A 15612-nucleotide genomic window follows, 5' to 3' on the forward strand; every position below is an offset into this window, starting at 1 on the left:
GTTGCGTCCTCGGCTTCGCCTGCGCGGGTTGGTTCCGCTTCTGGTGGTGCTCGGGCGTGGGTGCGTCCAGCTGCGTCCTATTCCGATGCTGAGCTGGCCTCACGGATCAGTGAGGTGGAGCAGGAGATTCGGCGGGGGTGGATGGAGCAGTTGCGGTTGATCGCTGAAGCCGACCGTCGTCGTTTGCACGTCGCTCATGGGGCGCGCTCTGCGCAGGCGTGGTTGAAGGATTTGCTCAACATCGATGGCCATGACGCCACAGCACGAGTTCGTCTTGCCGCCGCTACCACGGCTCGCTCCGACTCCTCCACCGCCGACAGCGTCGACGCTGCGGTGGAACTGCCGGTCACCGCTGGGGCGTTGGCCGATGGAGCCATCGGGGTGGAGCATGCCAAGGTCGTCTCGCGGTGCCTGAACAAGCTCCCCGACCACGCGCGTCACCGTGCTGGTGACGTCGAAGAGCTGCTGGTCGAGCACGCATTCCGTGAATGCCCGCGTGAATTGGCCAAACTCGCCGACCGCATCCGCTACTCCCTCGACCGCGACGGGGCCGGGCGCGACGAAGAAGAGCAGCGCGCGGCTCGGGAGTTGCACTACACGACCACGCGGGATGGGATGCTGGCGATCAAGGCCCTCCTGGACCGGGAGACCGGCGCGAAGTTCGTCGCCGCCATCCAGCCCCTCTCCGGGCCTCGTCCCGAGACCGTGGACGGGGTGAAGGATCCGCGCACCGTCGGGCAGCGCAACGCCGATGGTCTGGCCGCCCTGCTCGATCTCGTCCTGGAGTGCGACGGCATGCCTCGCGCCGGTGGGCAGCGCCCGCACCTGACGGTCACCATCGACTACCAGGCCCTCAAGCAGGACCTCCAGGCCAGCACGAACAACGGTTCCGCACCCGCTGGTGCAGCGGGGATGCTGGACGGCACCGGTCAGTACCTGAGTCCGCAGAGCATTCGCCGCATCGCCTGCGACAGCGAAGTCCTCCCGCTCGTCCTAGGCGGCGACAGCCTCCCGCTGGACGTCGGTGCCTCCCAGCGCACCGCTCCTGCTCACATTCGTGCCGCGTTGCTCGCGCGCGACGGCGCGTGCGCGTTCCCCGGCTGCGACCACCCGCCAGGGACACCGCAAGCGCACCACATCACCCACTGGATCGACGGCGGGCCCACCCGCGTCGACAACATGGTGATGCTCTGCGCGCATCACCACCGGACCGTCCACCGCCAGGACTGGCACATCGCAATCCGCCACGGACGACCGGTGTTCGCGCCACCTCGAAACATCGACCCCGCGCGAACACACCGGTCCGGCGGGAAAGCACAACCCGCCGCACACCAACACGCCCTCCAACGCCTCATCCCCGAGCCACGGAGACCGATGGAGGACACCCATTGACACCCATCCGCAACGGTGGGGCGCTCCGCCGTACCCGCACCCAGCCGTGAGCCAAGAACCTCGAGCACCTTGAAAACTCAACAGTGGAAGCAGAAGCTCCCAGCGCTCAAGTGGCGACGGGGCAACTCCCCACCTGGCGTCGGGTCTGCGACCGGTGGAAGGAATCCGGCCCGAGCTCGGAGATCTGGTAGCCGTTCGGATACGTCAGCGGATCAGGCTTGACCGGCCTGGAATCCGGCCGCGCGGGACCCACCCTGATCAGTTGAGCGCGCAGCTTGAGGCCGAGTTCTGCGGCCCTGCGGCCCGCGTGGGAGACCTGCGGGTATCCGAAAGCCGTCAGCAGGTGCGGATCCATCAGGAACCGGGCCGCGCGGGCCACCGCCGGGGACAGCATCGACGGGTACCAGCTGCCGAACAGGTTCAGCGTGGCATCCGCCACCCGGCGGCCGCCCTCGTCGAAACCGAAGTTGTCGCGCTCGTAGTCGTCGAAGAGGCGCTCGAACTCCTCGTAGGTCTCCGGGATTTCGGCGATCTCCATCCCCTCGCCCATGCGGCGCATGGTGTTGGTCAGGGCCTTCACCTCGTGCGGGTGGAGGCGTCGCCAGCCGAAGCGCTCGATCCAGCGGACCGGGGTCACCACGAACGTCGACAACGTGTAGAGGTAGTCCTCGTTGCTGATCCGGTACCGGCCGTGGATGGCGTTGAGCTGGGTCAGCGACTCCCGGCCCCGCTCACTCCCGGTGCCCCAGTGGAAGATCTCGTAGAGGACCATCAAGGTGTCGTCGTAGCGCTTCTGCGGGCACCTGGTGAACTCGCCGGTCCTGTCCAGCAGCCGGCCGATGCTCGGGACCGCATAAGTTCGGAACAGCGCGAACTCCAGGGCCTTGGTGATGTCCCAGGGGAACTCGTACTCCGCCAGCAGCCGGTAGATCTCCTCGCAATCGCGGTCCGCGTCGAGCGCGAGGATCCGCTCCAGGCGGTCGAAACGCCTCATCACCGGCACACCTCGGTCTCGGATGGACATTTCCGACTCGTCGAACGTATCGACCGGTGGGACACGTGGTCAACACATGTCCCACCGATCGACCAGGCCATCACCTGGCAGGGGCGTCCAGCTGTTCGATAGTGGCGATCGACGGGGTTTCGGTGCGCTGCAAGTTCGCCGCCACCGACTCCGCGTCCCGCAGCACCCGGACCGCGTTGCGCCAGGTCAGCTTCGCCAAGTCCGCCTCCGACCAGCCTCGGTCGAGGAGCTCGGCGATCAAGTTCGGGTAGCTCGCGACGTCCTCCAGACCATCCGGGGTGAAGGCCACGCCGTCGAAGTCACCGCCGATGCCGATGTGGTCCACGCCCGCGACCTCGCGCATGTGGTCCAAGTGGTTCGCCACCGTCGCCACCGTGGCGGTCGGCCTCGGGTTGGCCTCCTCGTAGGCCTCCAGAACCGCCTTCGCCTCCGGCGACGTGGCCAGGGCGTCGAAGCCCCGCTCGCGGAGCGCCGCCTCGGCCGCCTTCGACCACTCGACCGCCTCCGGCAGGACGAACTTCGGCACGAAGGTCGCCATCGCCACCCCACCGTTGGACGGCAGCGCGGCCAGCACGTCATCCGGGATGTTGCGGGGGTGGTCGCACACGGCGCGCGACGAGGAGTGCGAGAAGATCACCGGGGCTCGGGTGGCGCGCAGTGCATCGCGCATCGTGCTCGGGGCGACGTGCGAGAGGTCCACCAGCATGCCCATCCGGTTCATCTCACGCACCACCTCGACGCCGAAGGCCGTCAGGCCGTTCGCCGCGGGCTCGTCGGTCGCCGAGTCGGCCCACGGGATGTTGTCGTTGTGGGTCAGCGTCATGTACCGGACGCCCAGCTCGTACAGGGCGCGCAGGGTCGCCAGCGAGCAGTTGATCGAATGGCCGCCCTCGGCACCCAGCAGCGAGGCGATCTTGCCTGCCGCCCTGGCCGCCTCCGCCTCGTCGGCGGTGCGGGCCAGCTGCAGCTCGTCCGGGTAGCGGGCGATCAGGCTGTGCACGCAGTCGATCTGCTCGAGGGTGGCGCTAACAGCCATGTCCCCCTGGAACTGCGACTTGACGTAGACCGACCAGAACTGGCCCCCGACCCCACCGGCGCGCAGCCTGGCCAGATCGGTGTGCAGCTGCCCCGACTGGTCGCAGGCGATGTCACAGCGCTCCAGGTCGTAGCCGACCTTCTCGCGCAGCGCCCAAGGCAGGTCGTTGTGCCCGTCGAGCACCGGGTTCTCAGCCAGCAGCGCCCTGGCCCGCTCCACAGCTGCCACGTCAGTCATCAGAACACCCCAATCCGCGAGATCCGCACCCATCGACCCTATCCGCCCCACCGGGTCACTGATCGAATCGACTAATCCGCTCGCTGCCCGCACCATCGGAGAATGGAAGAAATCCCCAGGCAGCAGGTCGGCGACGACCTGCCCAGCGTGCTCGCCGAGTACGGCCACCTGGCAGCGCAGCTGCCGGGCGCGTCCCGCCAGGGCGCCGAGGCGCTGCGCGCGCGCCTGGCCGAACTCGACGAGCTGATCGACGCGCACATCGCCCGGCTCTACGGCACGCAGGAAGCGCCCAGCACCCCGGAAGCGGACATCCGCGGGACCGACACCATCAGCTGGTCGTAGCCCCACCGATCGGCCCGTCCAGGGCCTTCTTCGTCGCCGAGATGACCTGGCCCAGCGCGGTGTTCAGCCGCTCCAGATCGGCCAGGTCCATGCCCAGCAGCTCGACCACCCGGTAGGGGATCTTCTCCGCCTCCGAGCGCAGCTCCCGCCCCTTCCCGGTCAAACCCACCGCGAGTTGGCGCTCGTCGCTGCGACTGCGCTGGCGCACCACGTAGCCAATCGCCTCCAGCCGCTTGAGCAGCGGGGACAGCGTCGCCGCCTCGGCGTGCAGCGCCTCGCACAGATCCCTCACCGACCGCGGCGAGCGCTCCCACAACGCGAGCATCACCAAGTACTGCGGGTGCGTCAGACCCATCGGAGCCAGCAGCTGCCGGTAGAGCGCGATGACGTTGCGCGAGGCCACCGACAACGCGAAGCACACCTGCCGGTCCAGGGCCAGCGGGTCCTCCCCCAAGTCGATCTGCTTCATCCGCACCCACCTTCCGCCACGATCCGTCATGCGCTAATAATTAGTGTACTAAGCAATGTGCTCGGCGTTCCACGCACCGGAGAGAAAGGTGAGGATGCTGTGACCGGCACCAAACCACCGCGCCCCAACCCGCTGCAGTGGATCTGGTACGCCTACGGCGGTCGTCTCCCCGAGCGGTACCGCGAATGGGTGCTGCACGACATCACCTGCCGCACCTGGGTCCTGCGGCACGTCAGCCGCACCCTCGTGCAGATCTCCCCCGGCCTGCTGTTCCTGCTGCTGCCGGGACCCCTGTGGATCCGCGCGATGTCGGTGCTCGGCGGTGTCATCCTCGCCGTCTGGTACTCGATGTCCTACATGGAGCACACCACCGAGTACCGGCTCTACAAGCACGGATATCCGCTCGGCGCGGGCAAGGCCACGCGGGACGAAGCCAAAGCGGAGCAGCGCGCCGCCAAGGCTTCCCGCTACGACGAGATCTACCGCAGCGCACCCGAGAACTGAGCTCAGGCAACCGCTGCCGCGTGCACGGCGCGGATCAGGCGCGCGTTCTCCGGAGCAGCACCACCCGGGAACGCGAAGCGGCGGCGGTTGTAGCCGTAGGCGAGACCGCTGCGCGGGTCGGCGAAGGCCTGCGAGCCGGCGGCGCCGCTGTGCCCGAACGCGCCCTGCCCCAGCACCGGGTAGGTGTCGCCGAGCGCGACGAAACCGAGCCCGAACGCCTTGTGCGCACGGGCAACGACGTCATAGCCGATCGAGTGCACCTGGGCGAACTCCGCCGCCGTATCGGGCTTGAGCAGCGGGGCGCGGCCGTCGACCTCGCTGATGGCTGCCGCGTACATCCCCGCCAGGCCGCGGGCCGAAGCGACACCACCGACCGAAGCCGGGCCCTTGGCGCGCACGACGCGGTTGTTGGGCAGTTCCCAGAGCTCGACCGCCTCCGGGTGGTTCTGGTTGTAAGCGACGCCGGTCAGGCTGTCCGGACCGCTCGCGCCGGCCTCCAGCTGCGCCTGCTGCTCCGGAGTCGGCAGCATCGGCAGCGTGGTGCGGAACCGGTCCTCCTGCTCCTCGGGCAGACCGAGGTAGAAGTCCAGGTCGTAGGGCGCTCGGACGCGGGCTTCGAAGATCTCTTGCAAGGTTCGGCCGGTGGCGCGGCGGACGACCTCGCCGGTCAGCGCCCCGATGACGAGCGCCTGGTAGCCGAACGCGGTGCCGGGCCGCCAGTACGGGCGCTGGGCGGCGAGCCGCGCGGCGATGACGCGGTCGTCGGCCAGCTCCTCCAGCGAGAACCCGGTGTCCGCGCCGATCACACCGGAACGGTGCGCGAGCAGTTCGCGCAGCGTGATGTCCTGCTTGCCCGCGACGCCGAACTCCGGCCAGTAGTGGCTGACCTTCTGGTCCAGCTCGAGCACGCCGTCCTGCACCAGCAGCGCCACCACCAGGTGCGCGGCGCCCTTGGTCGAGGAGAACACCCCGGTCAGCGAGGAGCTGGTGAAGTCCGGACCGACCCAGAGGTCCACCACGCGCTGACCGCCGACGTGGGCGACCAGCTGTGCGGCGTAGTCCGCGCCCTCGGCCGCTGCGACAGCGGCGAACTCCTCCCGCACGGACTCGAAGCCCTCCGCAACGGTGCCCTGCGGGGTGGTCTCGGTCGACATCAGCGCTCCTCAGTGTTCACTCGGCCGTATTACGCGAGATCAAGTGGCGATCCCGCCCGAGTATTCCTGCTGCGGGTTCACAACCCGAAGCGCTGGGCCCACGCGGTCACGTCCGCTGGAGTGGCGTTGCCGCCGCAGACCATCAGACCGAGTTCGCCGTTCCCACCGACCCGTTCCAGCACGTGGCGGGCGGCGGGGAGCAGGCATCCCTCGGCGGGCTCGGCCCAGACCTTCGCGTGCTCGGCCAGGTCCAGCACGCCCTGGACCGCCTCGGCGTCTGAGACCACGATCACGTCGTCGACCAGCGCCGACACGTGCTCGTAGGTGATCGGGGACACCGTCGGGGCGCTGAGCGTGGACACGATGGACGACAGCTCGACCTCGGTCGGCCCGCCGGCCGCCAGCGCCGCCGACATGGCGTGCGCCCCAGCGGTTTCCACGCCCCAGATCCGCACGTCGGGGCGGCGGGCCCGCAGCGCGGCGGCGATCCCGGAGATCAGACCACCACCGCCGATGCTGACCAGCACGTCGGTGACGTGCCCGGCGTCCTCGGCGAACTCCAGGCCGACAGTGCCCTGCCCGGCGATGACGGTCGGATCCGCGAACGGGTGGACCAGCGTGAGCCCGCTGGCCTGCAGCTCCGTCATCAGCTCGAACGCCGAGGCCATGTCGTCGGTGAGCCGGACCTCGGCGCCGGCCGACTTGGCGACCGAGACCGCGCGAGCAGGTGCCGAACGCGGCATGACCACGGTCGCTTCGACCCCTAGCGCCCCGGCCATGACTGCCAGCGCGATGCCGTGGTTGCCGCCGCTGACCGCGACCACCCCTGCCGCGCGTTCGGCCTCGCCGAGCGACAGCAGCTTCGCGGCGGCCCCGCGCACCTTGAACGAACCGGTGCGCTGGAGCAGCTCCAGCTTCGCCGTGACCGGGACGCCCAGGAGGTCGCCCAGCCCGGGGCTGGGCACCGTCGGTGTGCGCAGGACGTGCCCGGAAATGCGCTCCGCCGCCGCCTCGATGTCGGTGATCCCGATCAACCCGCTCGCCTCCGCTTGTGGTCTGTCCGATGGGTCCTGCCGGCCGTCGCAGGCTTGCTCCGCCGTCCGGCCCCTGCTCGACCTCCGCGGCCTGCGGATGCATTGTGTCTGGTCGAATGATGCGCACTCTCGGGGCGTGAGCCGCCCCCGGGCACGGGCTACGTCTGACGCGGTAGGCGTTTCCCGTGGCGGTAGCGGCCTGGTGCGATGGTGAACTCGCGGCGGAACGCGTTGGCGAACGCGTACTCCGAGCCGTATCCGACCTGTGCGGCGACGACGCTCAGCGGCGCGTCGGAGTCGCGCAGCAGTCGCGCCGCGGTCGTCAGCCGCCACCAGGTCAGATAGGTCAACGGCGGGCGGCCGACGAGCGCGGTGAAACGTCGGGCGAACGCGGCGCGCGAGGCCCCTCCGCAGGTCGCCAGCTCCCGGACGGTCCACGGCCGCGCCGGATCGTGGTGGATCGCGTCCAGCGCTGCGCGGATCACCGGATCGGCCAGCGCCGCCGCCCAGCCGGTGGGCCCCGCGCACACCGGCTGGTCCTCCAGCCAGGCCCGCAGGACGTAGAGCAGCAGCGTCTCCAGCAGCGCGGACACGACGGCGTTGCTGCCGGGCCCGGGACTCTCCAGTTCCGCGCCGAGCAGGTCCACCACGGCCCGCAGTCGTGGGTGGCGCCCGAGCCGGGCGGGCAGATGCACCACGTCGGGCAACTCGTCCAGCAGCGGATGGCCGCGGTCCGCGTCGAGTCGGTAGGCCCCGCACAGCACCACAGTGGTCGGTGAACCGGTCCCGTCGGCGCCCTCCCGCACGGAATCAGCCAGCTCGTAATGGCCCCCGTGCGGAAGGAACAGCACGTCCCCCGCACCGAGCGCCACCGGGTCGCCCGCCGCCGGGATCATCCGGTACGAGCCCGCCAGAACGACCTCGAACGCCGCCGTTCCCGGCGCCGGCGACAGGCGCTGCCGCCACGGGGAGACCCGCTCCACGCGCGCTGAACTCGGATCGCCGGTGCGCATCACGGTGATGACATCACTCAGCACATCCATGTCGCCAACCCCATCGTCGAGTCCGCTGACCGTCTCCGGGCTGAGACGTCCGCTTATCCGGTCAAGACCATGACGCATTGGCCGTCCCGGTGTTCGTTCCTACCGTGGTGAACACCTCCCGACAACCGGCAAGGAGAAGGTAAGGACCCGTGATCATCCTCATGCTGCGCTTCGCCCTCAGGCCCGGAACGACCCAGGCCGAAACGGCCGCCGTCCTGGCGGCGATGCGCCGAACCGCGACCCTCGATTCGGTGTCGTTCTCGGCGGTCGGCCAGGACCTCGGCGATCCCGCCGACGGTTACACCCACGCCTACTGCGCCGGCGTGCGGGATCTGGCGGCGCTGCGGCGCTACCTGTACGACCCGGTGCACCTCGACGGCGACCTCGAGATCCTGCCGCACCTGGCCCGGCTGTCCGCGCTCCAGCTGTCGGACGACATGGACCCCGGGCTGAAGGAGAAGATCGTGGCGATGCACCGGGAGAAGGTCGCGGCCTACCCCGAGTGGGGCCGCCTCCTCGACACGATCCCTCGATGACCTCCCCTGGCCATGCGGCTGCTGGACCGGCTAGAGGAGCACGACCTGGCGGACGGCACTCCCCCCGTGCAGGCGGTCGAAGCCCTCGTTGATCTCGTCCAGCTCGATGCGGTGCGACAGCAGCCGGTCCACCGGAAGTGCACCGGACCGGTACATCTCGATGAAGCGGGGCACGTCGCGGCGGGGAACGCACGAACCCAGGTAGCTGCCGCGCAGCGTGCGCTCCTCGGCGACCAGGCTCAGCGCGGGCAGCGCGAGCGGGGCCTGGCCGTCGGGCAGGCCGACGGTGACGGTCGTGCCGCCGCTGCGGGTCGCGTCGTAGGCCTGCCGCAGCACCGGCGCCACACCGGTGGTGTCGATGACCTTCTCCGCTCCTCCGCCGGTGAGCTCGCGGATCTGCTCGACCGCGCCTTCCCCACCTGCCACGGCGTGCGTGGCGCCCAGCTGGGTGGCCAGTTCCAGCTTGTGCGAGACGACGTCGACTGCGACCACAGTGGACGCTCCGGCCGCTCGGGCCATCAGCAGCGCGGCCAGGCCGACGCCGCCGAGCCCGAACACCGCGACGCTCTCACCCGGCTGGACCTGGGCGGAGTACCGGGCCGCGCCCGCACCCGTCAGCACCGCGCAGCCGAACAGCGCGGCGATCTCGAACGGGATGTCGGGGTCGATCTTCACCGCCGACCGCGCCGACACCACGATGTGCTCGGCGAACGCGGACACCCCGAGGTGGTGGTAGGGCCGCGTCCCGTCGTCGGCGCGGAACCGCATGCCACCGCCGAGCAGGGTGCCGCTGCCATTGGCCGCCGCCCCCGGCCCGCACAGGGCTGGGCGTCCGGCCACGCACCGCTCGCAGTCACCGCAGGACGGCACGAAGGCGAGGACCACGTGGTCGCCGGGAGCGAACCCGGTCCCCTGCCCTGCTTCGACCACCTCGCCGGCGGCCTCGTGCCCGAGGGCCATCGGCAGCGGGCGCGGGCGCGATCCGTTGATCACGGACAGGTCCGAGTGGCACAGCCCGGCGGCGCGGACCCGCACCAGCAGTTCGCCGGGGCCGGGCGGATCGAGGTGCAAGGTGATGACCTCGATGGGGCGCGACTCCGCGTACGGTTCAGGCCCGCCGGACTCCCGCAGGACGGCCGCGCGAACCCGCATCACGCCTCCACCGGCCGGCACCGGGTGACCTGCCGGTCGGCCAGCAGCGGCACCACCTGGCCGAGCACGATCCGCTGGAAGTGCTCGGATTCGCAGTGCCGGGCGAAGTCGTCCTCGCCGTCGTACTCCTCGACGAGCACCACCACGTCGTCCTCGACGCCGGTGTGCACGTCGTAGCGCCGACAACCCGGTTCGGCCCGCGACGCCGACATCATCGGGGCGAGCAGCTCCAGCACCCGGTCCCGCTCGCCCGGCTGGACGACGTAGCGGGCCACCACGACGAAACTCATGAATCTCCCAATCTCAACGACTTTTCAGCTCGTCCCGGCGCAGGGACCAGAGCTTGTGGTCCGATGTCGCCGCCGCTACCGCGCCCATCGCCAGGGAGTGCGCGACACCGGCGGCGTCCATCACGAAACCCGCCGCCACGAACGGCGAGAGCACCCGGCGCGCCTCCTCCGGCATCCACGGGATGATCGGCGCCGGCATCACCTCGACCAGGTCCGGAACGCTGCGCCCGACGCCTTCCAGGCTCCGGTTCAGGTTGGACCGGTCGGTGACGAACACCTTCTGCATGGTCAGCATGTCCAGCGACCGGGCCCGGTCGATCAGGGCGGCCCGGGTGCTGACCACGCCCTGCGCGCCGATCCCGGTGAGGAAGTCGATGGCACCCCGGTCCTGGGCCAGGCCTGGGCACGAGTCGATGTTGACGAACACGATCTTGCCCAGGTGCACCAGGACGCGCACCGCGTTCGACAGCTCCCCCACCGGGATCGACGCCAGGACGCAGACCTGCGACGCCGCCGAGGCGAAGTCCTTGACCCGCGCGAGGCCCACCACGGACGCGCAGACCGGGACGTCCTGGAACGCCGCGGTCAGCTGCGGCTTCACCGGTCGGGTCTGCGGGGCGGCACGTTCGCTCATGACGGCAACTACTACTCCTCGGCTCAGCTCAGTCCAACGGCCCGGTCCCGAACGGGCTCGGCAGGCCGAGCTTGCCGGGGTTGAGCACCCCGCGCGGGTCCAGCGCGTTCTTGACCGCCTCGAACACGCCGAACCCGGTGCCCAGCGCGTCGGCCAGGTACGGCCCGCGCAGCAGGCCCGACCCGTGGTGGTGGCTCAGCGCCGCGCCGTGGCGGATCAGGACCGCGTTGGCCGCGTCCCACGCCGCCCGGTACCACTCGCGCCGGTTCTCCGGTTCGATGTCGCCGCGCAGCGAGAAGTACAGGCAGGCGCCGTCGGTGTAGGCGTGCGACTGGTGCGCGGAGGCCGCCAGGGTGCCCGGGACGCTGTTGATCGCGGCGCACACGTCGTCGTAGATGGCCGGCAGCTTCGCCCACGGCCCGGCCATCTCCAGGGTGTCGGCGACGAAACCCGGGCCGGGCTTGAACCCGTCGGCGGACTTGCCGACCAGCATCCGCTCGTCCAGCCAGCGGTCGAAGATCGCCTGGCCGTCGAGCTCGGTGCCCAGCGCCGCGCACACCTCGGCGCTGACCGCCATGCTCGCATCCACCACGAGCGGGTCGCCCTCGTCGGCGATCAGCAGCAGGTTGGTGTCCGGGTGGCCGAAGTGGGTGCCGCTCTCCAACTGGTCGTAGAGCCGCAGGACGGCCGGGGTCGCGCCGCGCTGCATGATCTGCCGGCAGGCTTCCAGTCCGTCGGCGAAGGTCTCGAAGCCGTAGGCGATGGCCTTGGCGTGCTCCGGCAGCGGGTGGGTGCGCAGCCGGACCGAGGTGATGATGCCCAGCGTGCCTTCCGAACCGACGAACAGCTGCCGCAGGTCCGGTCCGGTGGCCGCGCGCGGGTAGTCGCCGAAGGTCGTCAGGGTTCCGTCGGCGAGGACCACGTCGAGCCCGACGACCATGTCCTCGATCTTGCCGTAGCGGGTGGACAGCTGCCCGGCACCGCGGCAGGCGACCCAGCCGCCCACGGTGGAGATGGCGAACGCCGAGGGCCAGTGCCCGGTGGTGGCGCCGTGGGTCTCCTGCAGCTCCTGCTCGAAGAGGTCGCCGAACATCCCGGCTCGCACCTCGACGATCTGCGATTCGGCGTCGAAGGAGGTGATGCCGGTCAGCCCGCACACGTCGAGCACCACGCCGCCGAACACCGGCAGCGCGGCACCCGTGACGTTGCTGCGGCCGGCCGAGACGGTCAGCGGAACAGTGTTGTCGTGGCAGAGCTTGGCCACCGCTTGGATCTGCTCCACCGTGCTGGCTTCGACCACCACCGCGTCCGGGGTCGCCGGGCTGTCGGCGGTTTCGCCGATCATCGAGCCCGCCCACCAGTCGCGGGTGCGCAGCACGACCTCGTCGTGGTCGGTGTGCACGGCGTCGGCGACGCTGCGCAGTTCGGCGACGACGGCCGCCGGCACTTCGACCGCCTTGGTCTGCAGCGACGCCGGGCCCTGGCCGATCTCGGTGCGCGCGGCGTAGCGGGGCGGCGTCGGGGCACCGACGACGTAGTTGCCGCGGTTGAAGGGGTGCGTGATGGTCTGGCGGCTGATCATGCCTGGTCTCCCAACAGGATCGACTTCTCGCGGGCGATTTCGGTCTGGTAGCTGCGAACCTGCTCGGCGACTTGCGCTTCGGAAAGCCCCAGTTCGGCGCCGAGCAGCTCGCCGACGACCGGGGCGACGGCGGCGGAGGCGTCGCGGGCGAACAGCCGCAGGCGGGTGCGGCGGGAGAGCACGTCGTCGACCGAGCGCGCCATCTCGCAGCGGGCCGCGTAGACGACCTCGGCCTTCAGGTGCGGCTGTCCGGCGATCAGCGGTTCACCGAGCGAGGGGTCCTCGTCGATGAGCGCGCTGACGAACCTGGCTTCGGTGCCGTAGCGGCCACCGAGGTGCGCCGCGGTGCCACCGGATGCGCCGACGGCTTCGGCGTCGTAGCCCGCCCCGCCCAGCAGCGGCAGTTTCGCGGTGCGGCTGCGGGTCTTGCGGCCGAGCAGTCCGGCGACCTCGTTCACCACGAGCTCGCCCATGTGGCGGCTGGTGGTGAGCTTGCCGCCGGTGACGGTGACCATGCCGCTGGCGCCGACGTCGACGTGGTGGTCGCGCCGCATGTCCAGGGTCGTGCCCTCCTTGCCGCCGACCAGCGGCCGAAGCCCGCCGTAGCTGCCGAGCACGTCGTCGGGGCCGAGGTCGACGTCGAAGGCGACGTTGGCGCCGTCGAGCAGGAACTGCATCTCCTCGCGGGTGCAGTGCACGTCGTCGACGGACCCGTCGTAGTCGGTGTCGGTGGTGCCGAGCACGACCGCGTCGCCCCAGCGGGTGCAGGTGGCGCGGCGGGCGCGGCCGGGGATCGGCACGGTGACCGTGCAGTCGTTGCGGATCTTCGACCACGGCACGACGATGTGCACGCCCTTGGCGGGGCGGACCTGCGGCCGGTGCGCGTCGTCGGCCATCGCGTCGACGCCGTCGGTCCACACACCGGTCGCGTTCACCACGACGCGGGCCCGCACGTCGATCCGCTCGCCGTCGGCGTGGACTTCGGCGCCGCGCACCCGGCCACCGGTCTTGAGCAGCCGCTCGACCTTCGCGCCGTTGGCGACGACCGCCCCGAGGTGGGCGGCGGTGCGCACGACGGTGAGGGTCAGCCGGGCGTCGTCGGCACGGCTGTCGTAGTACATGAACCCGCCCTTGAGGTTCTCAGCGCGCAGCGTCGGGGCGTGCGAGAGCACCTCGTTGCGGGTCAGGCGCTGGTGCAGGCGGCCGATGCGCCAGCCGCCCACCAGGTCGTAGGTCCACAGGAGACCTTCGAAGGCCTTGGCGATGCGGGCGTCGAAAACGCCTTCCTTCTCCAGGATCGGGAACAGGAACGGCAACCGCTGCACCAGGTGCGGGGCGTTGCGGCGGAACCGGTGGCGCTCCAGCAGCGAGTGCCGGACCAGGTCGACGTTGCCCTGCTCTATGTAGCGCAGGCCGCCGTGCACCATCTTCGACGACTTCGACGACGTGCCGGAGGCGAAGTCGTCGCGCTCCACCAGCGCGACGGACAGACCGCGGGACACCGCGTCCAGCGCGGTGTAGGCGCCGGTGATGCCGCCGCCGATCACCAGGACGTCGAACTCGGTGCCGCCGAGGCGTCGCAGCGCCCGCTGTCGGTCCAGGGTCACCGGCGCGCCGGGAGTTGCCTTGGCCGCGGCCGAATTCGGCCGCCTGCCCGGGAGTTTCAGCATTTCTTTCCTTCTTCTGGCAGTGACTTCCGGAGCACGCGTCCCCATTGCGCGCGCAGCTCCTGCCGTTCGTCCTCGCCGATCGCGGGCTCGAAGGCGCGACCGGCGGGGAGTGCGTGGAGCGCTTCGTCGAGCGATCCCCACAGGCCGAGGCGGACCCCGGCGAGGTAGGCGACGCCGCGCAGGCTGGCCGTGGCCGAGTCCGCGGCCCGCTCGATGGCGATGCCGGACAGGTCGGCTTGGCTCTGCAGCAGTGCGTCGCTGGCCGCGAGACCACCGCCGACCCGCAAGCGGGTCAGTCCCGAAGGCACCGCTGCGCAGATCCCGTCGACGGTGTCGCACACCGAGTGCGCGATGCCTTCCAGGACGGCGCGGGCGATCCCGGCTCTGCTGGTGGCCAGGCTCAACCCGGTCAGGCAGGCCCGCGCGCCGGGCGCCGCGATGGGCGTGCGGAGGCCGGCGAGGGTGGGCACGAACCACATCTCCCGTTCGCGCGGGTACTTCCCAGCGAGCTCGCTGACCTGCTCGGCCGAGTCGAACAGCTGCAGGTCCTCGACCAGCCAGCGCAGTGCTGAGCCGGTCGTGGCGGTGTAGGCCTCCAGGCTGAAGCGGGTGCGGCCGCCGGAGCGCCAGCCGGGCAGCGCGAGCACCCCGTCCGCGAGCGAAGTCGCGTCGGCGGGCTCGTCGCCGGTCAGCGCACCGACGAAGGTCCCGGTGCCGTGCACGCACATGCCCTGCCCGGCTTCGAGCGCGCCCAGTGCGATCAGCGATGCGTGCTGGTCCCCCATCGCGGCGGCGATGGGCACCCGAACGCCCAGCACGCCCGGGTCGGTCCAGCCGAAGTCGCCGTCGTCGTCGACCAGCGGCGGGGCCAGGTCGACCGGACATCCCACCGCATCCAGCCATCCGGCGTCCCAGGCGTGGTCGCGCAGCCGGTAGCCGCCGAGGGCCGCCGCGTTCGAGGTCGCGACCCCGTGCTTGGTGCCACCGTTGAGGTTCCAGCTCAGCCAGGTGTCGATCGGGCCGAACAGCAACCGCCCGTCCGCCGCCGCTGCGGCCACCTGCGGGTTCTGCTCGATCTGCCGCGCTGCCCACAGGAAGGGCGAGCGGCTGCCGACGGGACGGCCGGTGCGCGCCAGCAGGACCGGATCCCACCGCGCCGCAAGCTCTTCGAGCTCTGCTGCGTAGCGGCGGTCCTGCCACACCACGGCCGGGGCCAGCGGCCGACCGGTCTCGCGTTCCCACAGCACCGCGGTCGCGCGCTGGGTGCACAGCGCGACGCCGATGATCTCGACCGCGTTGTCACCGGCCCAGCGCACCGCCTGCTGCGCCACTTCCAGGGTTCGCCGCCACAGTTCGCCGGCGTCCTGCTCGACGCGCAGCGGATCGGGGTGCAGCACCGCGATCGGCTGGTAGAAGGACTGGCCGCTGGCGCCGTCGGCGGTGACCACTGCTGCCCGGGTGCCGGTGGAGCCTTCGTCGATGGCCAGCACGCCTCGTCGCGTTCCGCTCATGT

At 70.8% G+C, this 15612-nt stretch carries 16 protein-coding genes; 4 read left to right on the forward strand and 12 right to left on the reverse strand.

Going from position 1 to position 15612, the window contains the following annotated elements:
* Nucleotides 1-114: 114 nt before the first annotated feature.
* Nucleotides 115-1392, forward strand: a complete 1278-nt coding sequence (locus OU415_RS17730) for an HNH endonuclease signature motif containing protein (RefSeq protein WP_408641863.1) — start codon at nt 115-117, stop codon at nt 1390-1392.
* 106 nt (nt 1393-1498) lie between these two features.
* Here the strand turns inward: OU415_RS17730 and OU415_RS17735 are convergent, their stop codons facing one another.
* Both OU415_RS17735 and OU415_RS17740 read right to left on the reverse strand, forming a co-directional pair.
* Nucleotides 1499-2386, reverse strand: a complete 888-nt coding sequence (locus tag OU415_RS17735) for an oxygenase MpaB family protein (RefSeq protein ID WP_270949964.1) — start codon at nt 2384-2386, stop codon at nt 1499-1501.
* Nucleotides 2387-2486: 100 nt separating this feature from the next.
* Nucleotides 2487-3689, reverse strand: coding sequence for a dipeptidase (locus OU415_RS17740; protein WP_270949965.1), 1203 nt, complete (start codon nt 3687-3689; stop codon nt 2487-2489).
* A 102-nt stretch (nt 3690-3791) separates the two neighbouring features.
* On the opposite strand from OU415_RS17740, the gene OU415_RS17745 reads away from it, so the two are divergent.
* A complete protein-coding gene (locus OU415_RS17745) occupies nt 3792-4031 on the forward strand; it encodes a hypothetical protein (protein ID WP_270949966.1) in 240 nt (79 codons plus the stop codon).
* On the opposite strand, the gene OU415_RS17750 is transcribed toward OU415_RS17745, so the two are convergent.
* The gene (locus OU415_RS17750; RefSeq protein WP_270949967.1) at nt 4018-4500 is read right to left on the reverse strand and encodes a MarR family winged helix-turn-helix transcriptional regulator; all 483 of its coding nucleotides are present in this window, start codon (nt 4498-4500) and stop codon (nt 4018-4020) included. The genes OU415_RS17745 and OU415_RS17750 overlap by 14 nt on opposite strands.
* Before the next feature lie 99 nt (nt 4501-4599).
* Here OU415_RS17750 and OU415_RS17755 point away from each other — a divergent pair, with 99 nt between their 5' ends.
* Nucleotides 4600-5004, forward strand: coding sequence for a DUF5313 family protein (locus tag OU415_RS17755; protein ID WP_270949969.1), 405 nt, complete (start codon nt 4600-4602; stop codon nt 5002-5004).
* 2 nt (nt 5005-5006) lie between these two features.
* On the opposite strand, the gene OU415_RS17760 is transcribed toward OU415_RS17755, so the two are convergent.
* The 3 genes from OU415_RS17760 to OU415_RS17770 form a co-directional block, all read right to left on the reverse strand.
* Nucleotides 5007-6158 (reverse strand): serine hydrolase domain-containing protein, encoded by a 1152-nt coding sequence (locus OU415_RS17760; RefSeq protein ID WP_270949970.1) that lies wholly within the window; start codon nt 6156-6158, stop codon nt 5007-5009.
* Nucleotides 6159-6235: 77 nt separating this feature from the next.
* Complete coding sequence (locus tag OU415_RS17765; protein WP_270949971.1) at nt 6236-7192, reverse strand: pyridoxal-phosphate dependent enzyme; 957 nt, start codon at nt 7190-7192, stop codon at nt 6236-6238.
* 158 nt (nt 7193-7350) lie between these two features.
* Nucleotides 7351-8235, reverse strand: coding sequence for an AraC family transcriptional regulator (locus tag OU415_RS17770; protein ID WP_270949972.1), 885 nt, complete (start codon nt 8233-8235; stop codon nt 7351-7353).
* Nucleotides 8236-8384: 149 nt separating this feature from the next.
* Between OU415_RS17770 and OU415_RS17775 the strand changes: the two genes are divergently transcribed.
* The gene (locus OU415_RS17775) at nt 8385-8771 is read left to right on the forward strand and encodes a Dabb family protein (protein WP_270949973.1); all 387 of its coding nucleotides are present in this window, start codon (nt 8385-8387) and stop codon (nt 8769-8771) included.
* 30 nt (nt 8772-8801) lie between these two features.
* Here the strand turns inward: OU415_RS17775 and OU415_RS17780 are convergent, their stop codons facing one another.
* From OU415_RS17780 to OU415_RS17805, 6 genes are read right to left on the reverse strand one after another with little or no spacing between them, the layout of a single operon-like run.
* Complete coding sequence (locus OU415_RS17780; RefSeq protein ID WP_270949974.1) at nt 8802-9923, reverse strand: zinc-dependent alcohol dehydrogenase family protein; 1122 nt, start codon at nt 9921-9923, stop codon at nt 8802-8804.
* Nucleotides 9923-10213, reverse strand: a complete 291-nt coding sequence (locus OU415_RS17785) for a putative quinol monooxygenase (RefSeq protein WP_270949975.1) — start codon at nt 10211-10213, stop codon at nt 9923-9925. The genes OU415_RS17780 and OU415_RS17785 overlap by 1 nt, the downstream gene beginning before the upstream one ends.
* A gap of 13 nt (nt 10214-10226) precedes the next feature.
* Nucleotides 10227-10847: a glycerol-3-phosphate responsive antiterminator gene (locus OU415_RS17790; RefSeq protein ID WP_270949976.1), complete on the reverse strand. Its 621-nt coding sequence runs from the start codon at nt 10845-10847 to the stop codon at nt 10227-10229.
* A gap of 28 nt (nt 10848-10875) precedes the next feature.
* Nucleotides 10876-12429, reverse strand: a complete 1554-nt coding sequence (locus OU415_RS17795) for an FAD-binding oxidoreductase (RefSeq protein WP_270949977.1) — start codon at nt 12427-12429, stop codon at nt 10876-10878.
* Nucleotides 12426-14099 carry a glycerol-3-phosphate dehydrogenase/oxidase gene (locus OU415_RS17800; RefSeq protein ID WP_270949978.1) on the reverse strand — a complete coding sequence of 558 codons (1674 nt, stop codon included), beginning with the start codon at nt 14097-14099 and terminating at the stop codon, nt 12426-12428. The genes OU415_RS17795 and OU415_RS17800 overlap by 4 nt, the downstream gene beginning before the upstream one ends.
* Nucleotides 14093-15610, reverse strand: coding sequence for an FGGY family carbohydrate kinase (locus OU415_RS17805; RefSeq protein WP_270949979.1), 1518 nt, complete (start codon nt 15608-15610; stop codon nt 14093-14095). Before OU415_RS17805 ends, OU415_RS17800 begins: the two co-directional genes overlap by 7 nt.
* Nucleotides 15611-15612: the final 2 nt, after the last annotated feature.

Origin of the sequence: Saccharopolyspora oryzae (assembly GCF_027853915.1) — a bacterium.
Classification (GTDB): domain Bacteria; phylum Actinomycetota; class Actinomycetes; order Mycobacteriales; family Pseudonocardiaceae; genus Saccharopolyspora; species Saccharopolyspora oryzae.

Excerpts from the sequence above, each read along its gene's own strand:
- OU415_RS17800 (WP_270949978.1), bottom strand. The coding sequence starts at position 14,099 with ATGCTGAAACTCCCGGGCAGGCGGCCGAATTCGGCCGCGGCCAAGGCA.
- OU415_RS17790 (WP_270949976.1), bottom strand. The coding sequence starts at position 10,847 with ATGAGCGAACGTGCCGCCCCGCAGACCCGACCGGTGAAGCCGCAGCTG.
- OU415_RS17795 (WP_270949977.1), bottom strand. The coding sequence starts at position 12,429 with ATGATCAGCCGCCAGACCATCACGCACCCCTTCAACCGCGGCAACTAC.
- OU415_RS17740 (WP_270949965.1), bottom strand. The coding sequence starts at position 3,689 with ATGACTGACGTGGCAGCTGTGGAGCGGGCCAGGGCGCTGCTGGCTGAG.
- OU415_RS17780 (WP_270949974.1), bottom strand. The coding sequence starts at position 9,923 with ATGCGGGTTCGCGCGGCCGTCCTGCGGGAGTCCGGCGGGCCTGAACCG.
- OU415_RS17760 (WP_270949970.1), bottom strand. The coding sequence starts at position 6,158 with ATGTCGACCGAGACCACCCCGCAGGGCACCGTTGCGGAGGGCTTCGAG.
- OU415_RS17750 (WP_270949967.1), bottom strand. The coding sequence starts at position 4,500 with ATGAAGCAGATCGACTTGGGGGAGGACCCGCTGGCCCTGGACCGGCAG.
- OU415_RS17770 (WP_270949972.1), bottom strand. The coding sequence starts at position 8,235 with ATGGATGTGCTGAGTGATGTCATCACCGTGATGCGCACCGGCGATCCG.
- OU415_RS17805 (WP_270949979.1), bottom strand. The coding sequence starts at position 15,610 with ATGAGCGGAACGCGACGAGGCGTGCTGGCCATCGACGAAGGCTCCACC.
- OU415_RS17785 (WP_270949975.1), bottom strand. The coding sequence starts at position 10,213 with ATGAGTTTCGTCGTGGTGGCCCGCTACGTCGTCCAGCCGGGCGAGCGG.
- OU415_RS17745 (WP_270949966.1), top strand. The coding sequence starts at position 3,792 with ATGGAAGAAATCCCCAGGCAGCAGGTCGGCGACGACCTGCCCAGCGTG.
- OU415_RS17735 (WP_270949964.1), bottom strand. The coding sequence starts at position 2,386 with ATGAGGCGTTTCGACCGCCTGGAGCGGATCCTCGCGCTCGACGCGGAC.